Consider the following 9,519-nt stretch of genomic DNA (forward strand, 5'->3'; position numbering starts at 1 on the left):
GCCCACTCCCGAGAATCGACTATCCGATCTCCAACGCCCTGCTCAACGAAGTCCGTCGGTGGATCGAGGCTAAGCTCCAGGCCGGACCGACACCTGCTTCACCCCGCCGCCAAAGACGTCTCGATGACGACCCCGGCGTCAGGCGCCCGCTCGATACCTTGGATGGGCGGTCCCGCTGTGGTTGCCCCGTTCGCCGTGTCTTGGTATGTTGCCCGCGAATCTACACTCAGCTGGACGGGAGCTTAGGAGTGGTTCGTTCAAAGTCTGTCTCGCAGGTTGTGGCGTGTGGCGCGCTCGCCCTGGCCCTGGTGGTATCAACGGCGATACCGGGCAGCGCGTACGGATTCAAGGACGGGTACCGGTACCGTTCCTCATGCACTCAGCCGTCTGATCCGTGGGTGCGCGCACAAGGATCGGGCACCCTGAACATTGTTGGCCCAGGCCAGCCGTACGAGACCGAACGCAGCGGATCTCCGGGCTACTGGTACGTCGCTGGCACCTACAACGGTGGCTACTGGTCGGTTGAGGCGCCCGGATCCGGGACCGTCAGCAGCTCTGGCACCTACTCCTTCTGTCTCAATCCGTGAGCCTGCCCCGAAGCCGTGCAGTCATCCTCCTGGTGTCCGCTGGCGCGGCGCTGACGGCCTGCACCGACTCCGGTCACCCGGCCACGGAGTCTGCAACCCACACGCAGCGGGTAGCTGAGCCCGATCCGGGGCGAGGCCCGACGGCAGCCCCGCTCCGCGAGACTGCGTGGGGCATGGCCATCCCCGAGGCACCGATCGACCGGAGCAACGAAGCCGAGATGGCCAGGCAGTGGTGGACCGCCAAAGCTTCGTGCCTCACCGAGAACGGCTTCCCCGCCCACTACGACGGCGAGGGAATCACGATCACGGGCGGCGGATCAGATCAGCGCGAGGCTCGGCGGGCCCAGTCAGCCGCATGCCACGAGGCGATCACGGAAAGGCTCGGGCCCCTTCCCACCGAGATCCCCTACTCCGCTGACGAGCTCCGAGCCCAGCACGCCCTCCTGGTCGAGTCAGCAGACTGCCTCCGGCAGCGTGGCTACCCACCATCGACCGAGCCGCCGAGCGTGGACGCCTTCATCGCCAACGAGTACCTCGTCTACGCAGGGAATGAGCAGGCCCTTGACGACCGCTGGAGTCCCTACCCTGAAGATCCGAGCGCCTATCTTCGGGCAGAAGTAGCGTGCCCCTACCCCATGGGCCCCGAGATCACCGCCTGGCTGGCGGACAAGTCGCCGTGAGTCCGCCGGGTGGCCCCGCCCTGGGACGCCGCTGCTTTCCGTGTTCCTTCTCGGGTGCGGTCAGGGTGGCGTTCCCGACCCTCTCCTACCGCTGGTGGCCCACACCTTCGCCCTAACCGCCGGGCAGGCTGGGACCGGAGCGGGTTCCTCAATGTGCGGGCCGGTGTACCCGTCAGGGACTTGCGGCGGTGACGGACTGACCTCTGCGTCATTCGCTTCTGTCGGTGCCTCGACGTTGGGTGCGCTGGCGGCCGAGGCGGGATTGGGGGCCGAAGCCTGCTCAGCCGTAGTGCTGCCGCAGCCGTTGACAATCAGCAAGGCGGCGACCATGATGGCCGGGGCTTCAGGGCCACGTTTCGCATCGATGCGGACCTTCCGTTGTGGCGAGCTTTCGTTCACTGTACGGGACTTGTCTGCTGTCCGGTTCCACCGAAGGGTTAAGGGGAGACCAGCTCTCGGGGTAGTACAGACGTGGTGGCGCGCCTCGCCTCCAAGGTTCGGCGCGGCCTGCGGCTTGCGGCACCAGCGTGCGTCAGGCGGCTGCGTGGTCCGGCACCCGCCGGTCCTTACGTAGCTGAATCGCCCCGGGTTTCGTGGAGGCTCGGTTAGGTGGATCCGACCTCGGTGAGGACCGGGTTCTTACGGTAGTGCTCACTGTGCAGGGTTGCCCAGTGGTTGGTCTCGAACTCGGCGGGTGGGACGAGCCCGATCTCGCCGTGAAGCCGTCGGTGGTTGTACCAGTCGACGTACTCAGCGACCGCGACCTCGACGTCGACGACCGACTTCCAGCCGCCCTTCGGCCATCGCGTTGTCATACGAGTCGCCCTTGGACCCGACCGAGGCGACGGCCTCGGCCTCGGCGAGGCGCTCGGTGTAGCGAATCGCTCGATATTGCCTGGGTTCAACCGGTCGCTGTGATGGACCAGGCCGGTGACGTCCTGGCCAGCGCGTTGGCGGGCCCACAGGCCCATGTCGAGGGCATCGAGGGCGAGGTCGGTGCGCAGACTGGTCGAGACCTGCCAGCCCACGATCATCCTGCTGAACACGTCCAGGACGAACGCCACGTAGGTCCATCCGGCATGAGTGCGAACGTAGGTCAGATCGGCTACCCAGAGCTGGTTCGGCGCGGTGGCGACGAACTTGCGAGCCACCAGGTCCTCAGGTCGCTCGGTCTGGGCCCCGTCACCGATCGTGGTCCGTCGGGTCTTCTCCCGGGGGATTCCCCGCAGGCCCTCGGCCTTCATCAGCCGCTCCACCGTGCAGCGGGCGACCTTGACGCCTTCGCGGTTGAGCTCGGCGTGGATCTTGCGGGCGCCGTAGACACCGAGGTTGGCCTTGTGGGCGGTCCGGATGTCTTCTTTCAGCTCGGCGTCCCGGATGCTGCGCGCCGAGGCAGGCCTGGTCTTGGCGGCGTAGTAGGTGCTCGGGGCGATCTGCATGCCGGCGTCCTTCAGGACGGTGCAGATCGGCTCGACCCCGAACTTCTCGCGGTGCTGGTCGATGTAGTCGACCAGCACCGCGGTGGGCACCTCTACCTGATCTTGCGGTCGAGCTCCGCAGCCGCGAAAAAAGCCGCGGACGTCTTCAGGATCTCGTTGGCTCGGCGCAGCTCGCGGACCTCACGCTCGAGCTCGGCCAGCCGCTGCGCGTCATCGGTGCTGGTGCCGGCCCGGACACCGCCGTCGACCTCGGCCTGCCGGACCCAGTTCCGCAACGCCTCGGGGTGCACCCCCAGCTGATCAGCCACGCGCTTGATCGCCCCCCGCGCACTCTCAGGATCCTTCCGGGCGTCTATCGCCATCCTCGTCGCCCGCTGCTGGAGCTCGACGCTGTACTTCCTCGGTGCTGGCATGGTGCTCATCATCCTTCCCAGGATTCAAAACCTCCATCAGACCCGGGGCGATTCACGGGTGTCCTGGTTCACCCTGGAGTCCCTCACCACCGCGATCGGCCGGGCCGCGGTCGACGGCACGGTCAGCAAGGTGCTGGCCCGCATCACCCGGGCCGAGCTGATCGTGGTTGACGACATCGGCATGCTGCCCTCCGGGCAGGCCGCCGCCGAGGCGTTCTACCGACTCGTCGACGCCACCTACGAGCGCCGCTCCCTGGCCGTCACCAGCAACATCCACCCCTCCGGGTACGACACGATCATGCCCAAGACCCTGGCCACCGCCGCGGTAGACCGGCTCTTGCACCACGCCCACGTCATCATCACCGAGGGCACCTCACTACGCCTCGCCGAGGCCACCACCGGACGAGGGGTGATCCCCTTGACATGAGCACCCACAGGGAGATCAGCCGACCGCGGACAAGGAGATGAACTGTCCGCCAGCAGGGAGATCTGCTGTCCGCCTAGAGGGAAGTCCCACTGTCCCTTGACACGTCGTGTAAGAGTCCCGTGGAGTGGTGGGGTTTGGGGAGTGGGTGTGGCTCCCTGACGTAGAGGGGTCATCGGCGAGATGCTCGGTGTGTACCGCCAAGCACTCACCAGAGGAGATCTCACCGATGACCCTTCCCCAGTCTGCCGTGTCCGACCTGCTGGATGCACTTCGCGCCGGTGACGGTGTGGACCTGGTGCGCGAGTCCGTGCGCATGGTCCTGCAGGAGCTGATCGAGGCCGAGGCCACCGAGGCCATCGGTGCCGCCCGCTACGAACGCACCGCCTCGCGGGTGGCCGAGCGCAACGGCACCCGCCCGAAGCTGCTGACGACCAAGGGCGGTGACGTCACGGTCGCGCTGCCCAAGCTGCGTCAGGGCAGCTTCTTTCCCTCCATCCTGGAGCCGCGCCGGCGGATCGACCAGGCGCTGTACGCGGTGGTGATGGAGGCCTACGTCCACGGCGTCTCGACCCGCTCGGTCGACGACCTCGTGGTCGCCCTCGGTGGCACGGGCATCTCCAAGAGCGAGGTCTCGAGGATCTGCGCCGGGCTGGACGAGACGGTCGGGGCGTTCCGCACCCGCCGCCTGGACCACGCCCGCTTCCCCTACGTCTACCTCGACGCGACCTACCTGCACGTGCGCACCGAGGCCGCGATGGTCGTGTCCAAGGCCGTGGTGATCGCCACCGGCGTCACCGAGCACGGGCGCCGGGAGGTCCTGGGCCTGGACGTCGGCGACAGCGAGGACGAGGTCTTCTGGCGAGCGTTCCTGACCGGCCTGCGCAAGCGCGGCCTGTCCGGTGTGCGACTGGTGATCTCCGACCAGCACGCCGGCCTGGTCGCCGCCCTCACCCGGGTGTTCCAGGGCTCGTCCCACCAACGCTGCCGGGTCCACTTCATCCGCAACGTCCTCGCGCACGTACCGAAGGCGGAGACCGAGATGGTCGCCGCGGTCTTCCGGACGATCTTCGCCCAGCCCGACCTGGCGTCCATGTCCCGGCAGTGGGACAAGGTCCGCGACGACCTCGCGAGCCGGTACCCCAAGACCGGACCGCTGATGGACGCCGCCAAGTCCGAGGTCCTCGCGTTCGCGGTCTTCCCGCGCGAGCACTGGCGCAAGATCTGGTCCACCAACCCTCTCGAGCGGCTCAACAAGGAGAGCAAGCGACGCGCCCGCGTCGTGGGCATCTTCCCCAACGAGGCCGCCGTCATCCGCCTCATCGGCGCAGTCCTGGCCGACACCCACGACGAGTGGCAGGTCGACGAACGCCGCTACCTCTCCGAAGGCTCCATGGCCAAGCTCTACCCGAGCAGCGATACTGAGACCGTCGCCCTCGAAGAGGGCGACCGGTAGGCAACGAGCATCACCTCAAAGCCCACCACTCAGCGGGGCTCTGTCCGAGGTCTCGCTGAAATTCCTGCCACAACGTCTCATGCGCGTTGATGTCGTCGGTGGTCAGGCCCAGTGTCTCGCGGTCCTGCACGGGCATGCTGGCTGCTGGCCCCCGGCCGGCTGCGATGACGATGAGCGGGATGTCGCCGAGAGGTCCGGCTGCGGTGACCTGTCGTGAAGTATCGGGATATGCGTCCCATTCGGCGGCTGTGGTCCGCAGGCTGTGCGGCTGGGCGACGAGGGCGCCCCACTGTTCCTGCAGATTCGGCGGTAGCGATGACGGTGCGAGGTCTTGGGCGTCGAGCGGACCGAGCTCACCCTTCGTCACACGCTCGGCCGCGTCAAGGAGCTGGTTCATCTGCACGTCCTCGGCAGTGATCATTGAGGGCAGCTGCGTCTGGAGCACCTCGTACTCTTCCGGGTGAGAGGAGTCGATCAGGACTACACCGGCTACGTCCTGGGGACGTTCCCGCGCGAACAACAGGGCGAGCAGCCCGCCGGAACCGTGCCCCGCCAGCACGTACGGCCCGCTCTCGCCGGCCGTGTTGAGTAGGGCCACCAGCTCGCTGACGTTCTGTTTCCCGGTACGCGGTGAGGGGCCTGGCTGGCTCCACCCCAGGCCCGAGCGGTCATATGAACAGACCCGTGTCGTCCTCGCGAGCTCCTCCTGCAAGGGCCGATAGTTCAGGGCCGGGTCTCCCTGCGACGTCTCGAGCAGCACCGTCGGCTCGCCATCGCCAACGCAGTACAGGTGCATGTCGTGTCCACCGACATCGAACACGTCACCAGGGGGTTCGGGCAGTTGCCACGCAAGGTTGTCCGATTCCTGGTCGGTCGTAGTGCGGGGCTCGACTGCCGCACTCTCGCTCGCTTCGGCCGAGGACCCGACGAGGCTCGAATCCAAGACGTCATCCAAGGTCACGCCGTCTTGGCCTCCTGAGCAGCCGGTCAACACAAGACAGCCGACGGCCGCTCCGATCACGCCTGGACGGACCATGGACACGACCAGTGCCCCGCGCCCAAACGGTCCGCTCGTGGTGCGATCGCCACCGGCTGCCAAGTGGCCCTCATGCGGCCGGCCGTGAAGGTTCGTCTGTGATCTCCCCAGCAGCCGCATGCCACTCACCTCTGGATAGCAGGTACCGCGGACATCTCAACGGTAGCGCTGTACCAGACGGCACCACCAGAGCCTCCCCGAGAACATGGCTCGGTCGGGCGGCATTCAGGACGACCTTGACAGCACGACGGTCAACCTGTTGCAGCCAGCCATCCAGCCCCATCAACTACAGGGCGCGCAATGGTTGAAGCGCAGCGCCACCAGCGGCAGAAGAGCGCGGCTCGGTGTCGATGTGAGGGGTGCCGATCACGGCGTAGGGGGGTGCGGCGCGGCATCGTCCCCCGGCCAGTCCCGACCCCTCATCACCGGCTGCGCCCGAGCCGCAGTCTGGTCCGCCCGTCGGGCACGCTCGATATGGTCGACGTGCAACTGCACCACCGGCTGCTCGTGAAACCGACCCTGCACCACCGGCCCGCCGTGGAGGTACATGTCGATGGAGCGACCACCCGTCCGCCAATAAGCGGTGAAGCGGTAGTCCTCGCCCTCGCGCCGCACCTCATCCACCGGCTCACCCGCGATCTCGACAAAACGGGCGCGCAGCCCCTCCGCGAGCCCGGGCACGACAGCCTCCGGCAGCTCGTGCCGTGAGGGAGCGGGGCTACCCCAGAATGCGTCGACCCCCCCCCCCCCCCGCTCGTGGGGCGGGGCGGGTGAAATCTCAGGAAGCAGACGCCCACCACTCGCTACCTTGGTCTCTGTCAGCGACTCGGCGTGACGTAGCCGCCGAATTCCACAACCTCGTCCCACGGTCCTCTATGAGCAACTTCGGGACATCCAAGTTGCCAGCATGTGGTAGTGAATGACCGCTCCGGTGCGTGCGCCGATCTTGTCCTGGCGGCCCTTTCCATCGGCTCCAGGGTGATGATCACCGTCAATCTCCCTGCCATTCGTCGTAGTGCTCGCGAATCTCTGGTTGCGACTCGCAGCCCTGCTCATCGGGCTCTAGTCGGGCACCCATGGGGTCGATGAGCTGGTAGGCATCTCCGTCGACTTCGTAGTCGTAAATGAGGTATGGCAGATGCACTGGTCCGTCCGTGGCGTCGGCCTCGAACCCCACCAGCGGGTTGAGGGCACTGCCTGGTTCGATCGTGACCGGGAACTCCAGGGGCACAACCTCAGGCTCGGAACTATCTTGATGAGGTGGCCACTCGTCCCAGTACCCCCGGGAGTTGCCGCCCTGATCGACCGGTACCCATTGGCCGTACTGTCCGATCAGACTGGCGTCGCCGACCACATGCTCATCGGTCCGGACCCCGGTCCAGATGACAGGGCTGTCTAGTCTATTGATGATCCAATGACCGCCGAAGTGGCCCTCCATCGCGCCGGTCTCAACCCAGCACAGGTCCTCGCCACCGGGGCGGCCCCACCCCTGGCCGTCCACGGCCAGCGGCCCCGAACTCACCGGCCAGGGGTATGACTCTGCGCCAGCGCAGCCAGCAGCACCAGACACGGCTACCAGCGTTGCCACGAGGGGTACAGCACGACGACGAGTCGTGATCACGACGACGGCTCCACGACGAGCTGCCGACCGTGCATTCCTGCTGCTTGCGGATCGCTTCCCCCCCGCGAGCCCGGTGCTTGCCAGTCCCGGACCCAAGGATGACCCTGGTGGGTTGTGAGGACTGCCTCCTGAGCACGAATCACCGTTCCCCCTCCTCCAAGCGCGAAGCACTGCACTGCAATGCATAGATCGAGTAGGCAGCCATTTGGGCACCATCAGCACGACACTACCCTGGACAGAAGTCCACGCGGCAGAAGAGTGCGTGAGCACATCCTGCAGACCAACGGGCGGGGGATCGACACAAACACCCAACTCGGTCGTCACCCAGCTACCGGCCATAGCACACGAGCCAGAAATCGACTTGCCATTTGGCACAAGCGGGATAGTCTATCCAGGCGCCCGCTCGAGAGCGTCCACCCCTTTCCTAACTCGGCGCTAGCAGAATGCTGTCCGTGATCCTGGAGCGCTGCCCCATGTTGCAGATGGGCACATGCGGTTCGGTGCGAATCACGGATCAACGCCATGAGTTCGCCCAACTATTGACATTGATCAGGCTGGTTTTAGCCAGCTCCGAAAGTCCACTGCTCCGACTGGCAGAGATGCTAGGTATTCGTTCACTTCAAGCAGGGGCCGCGTAGCAGCGACATAGGCCACGGGACCGGGGCGGTCTCCCGATCCTCTGCCGAGGGCGATGAGATCCCACCGCCGATAACGGTCCGCGAAGACGCGGCCGACCCGTCTGGCCAAATCCGCTCCGAAGACAGGCGCATTCTTGGAAGGCGGCTCAGGCGGATCAATCAAAGAAAGATCCATTGGCTCTCGCTCAATTTTGCGTACAGCAATTTGGCGCTCAACCCACACTCCGGTGATGCGAACCCACTCAGGGGCGATTGCAGAGCCATGTGCAGCCTCTTCATGCAGGAGTCGAATCGCATCTTCCCCCACCGCACGTCTTGTACTGCCGACCCGAGCGCGGTCTTCTGGCTGGGGTGGGCAAAGGCTGCAATCCTGGTCATTTCTCACGAGCCAGCCACTAGCAACGACCAAATCACCGTCGCAGATCGCCGCTGCGTCGCTATCATTCGAATCCATGATTAGGTCTGAATGTATATTGATATTGTGTACTTGACCTGACCTGTCTGCCGGTAGCACTGATACCATACTGCATACGGATTCCTTGCCAAGAATCCCTCACCGTATCTTTCGCATGCACCCTCGTCAGAGAAGTAATTCTTGTGTGGCGTGTACCAGGTTCCAAGTTTGACGAAATAGTTTTGGGGCTGAGGGGCAACTGGGGTCGACGGAACGGTCGTAGTCTGCGTCTCGGTCGCTAGAGAGGTTCCCGCGGCTAGCGTCGAGAAAAGCAACGCGCTGGAGATTGCTCCTGCGAATGTGCGGCCTAGGTGATGTAGTGGCATCATAGTGGGACGCTAGTGGCGGGTAGCCCCATTGTCAAGATCGGATTTCGTAGAGGACTCACCCAATTGGAGCGTCCGCTCCCCAAAGCCAGGGTGAGCCGAGGGTGGCGTACCTGCTGGCATCACTGCTTGAGGGGTGTGTTCATACAGGTTGCCAGGTCGACGGGTATTCCGTTCAGGGGCGCTGGCCAGGCGTCCATGAGCCGCCTCGTTGCCTACGCGCCATATTCTCGGCCCGTCCGGCGGCAGTGGAGTCCATCAGAGTGGTGTACGACGACCACGGTGGTGAGCGTGTCCTGCTGATGTAGGCGCGGTCACCGCGTGATCCTTCGAGTGAACCTTCCACAGCACTCTCGAACGGAGCATCACGATGACCGCTTCTCCCAGTATCGACCCTGAGGTCTTCCTGCACGAGCAGCTCGCGCAGGCGAGCCCGGACCTGATG

Annotated in this window: 6 protein-coding genes, 1 pseudogene and 1 other annotated feature; of the genes and pseudogenes, 3 read left to right on the forward strand and 4 right to left on the reverse strand. The window is 65.4% G+C overall.

Annotated features, from left to right (window positions below; all coding sequences use genetic code 11):
* Nucleotides 1-760 precede the first annotated feature (760 nt).
* Nucleotides 761-1,267, forward strand: a complete 507-nt coding sequence (locus D4B81_RS17265; protein WP_122263915.1) for a hypothetical protein — start codon at nt 761-763, stop codon at nt 1,265-1,267.
* A 605-nt stretch (nt 1,268-1,872) separates the two neighbouring features.
* On the opposite strand, the pseudogene D4B81_RS17270 reads toward D4B81_RS17265, so the two are convergent.
* Nucleotides 1,873-3,119 (reverse strand): annotated as a pseudogene (locus tag D4B81_RS17270) (IS3 family transposase).
* Nucleotides 2,692-2,841: a sequence feature (AL1L pseudoknot), on the reverse strand. Its footprint overlaps the pseudogene before it by 150 nt.
* On the opposite strand from D4B81_RS17270, the gene D4B81_RS17275 reads away from it, so the two are divergent.
* Together D4B81_RS17275 and D4B81_RS17280 are read left to right on the forward strand one after the other, a co-directional pair.
* The gene (locus D4B81_RS17275; RefSeq protein ID WP_474100192.1) at nt 3,118-3,546 is read left to right on the forward strand and encodes an ATP-binding protein; all 429 of its coding nucleotides are present in this window, start codon (nt 3,118-3,120) and stop codon (nt 3,544-3,546) included. The pseudogene D4B81_RS17270 and the gene D4B81_RS17275 overlap by 2 nt on opposite strands.
* Nucleotides 3,547-3,772: 226 nt before the next feature.
* Nucleotides 3,773-4,999, forward strand: a complete 1,227-nt coding sequence (locus tag D4B81_RS17280) for an IS256 family transposase (RefSeq protein WP_122263916.1) — start codon at nt 3,773-3,775, stop codon at nt 4,997-4,999.
* A gap of 10 nt (nt 5,000-5,009) precedes the next feature.
* Here D4B81_RS17280 and D4B81_RS17285 read toward each other — a convergent pair whose 3' ends face one another.
* The 3 genes from D4B81_RS17285 to D4B81_RS17295 form a co-directional block, all read right to left on the reverse strand.
* Nucleotides 5,010-5,960: an alpha/beta hydrolase gene (locus D4B81_RS17285; RefSeq protein ID WP_161965272.1), complete on the reverse strand. Its 951-nt coding sequence runs from the start codon at nt 5,958-5,960 to the stop codon at nt 5,010-5,012.
* A gap of 441 nt (nt 5,961-6,401) precedes the next feature.
* Nucleotides 6,402-6,716: a hypothetical protein gene (locus D4B81_RS17290; RefSeq protein ID WP_122263918.1), complete on the reverse strand. Its 315-nt coding sequence runs from the start codon at nt 6,714-6,716 to the stop codon at nt 6,402-6,404.
* A gap of 310 nt (nt 6,717-7,026) precedes the next feature.
* Nucleotides 7,027-7,557 (reverse strand): hypothetical protein, encoded by a 531-nt coding sequence (locus D4B81_RS17295; protein WP_161965273.1) that lies wholly within the window; start codon nt 7,555-7,557, stop codon nt 7,027-7,029.
* Nucleotides 7,558-9,519 lie beyond the last annotated feature (1,962 nt).

This window comes from Ornithinimicrobium cerasi (assembly GCF_003702705.1).
GTDB lineage: Bacteria > Actinomycetota > Actinomycetes > Actinomycetales > Dermatophilaceae > Ornithinicoccus > Ornithinicoccus cerasi.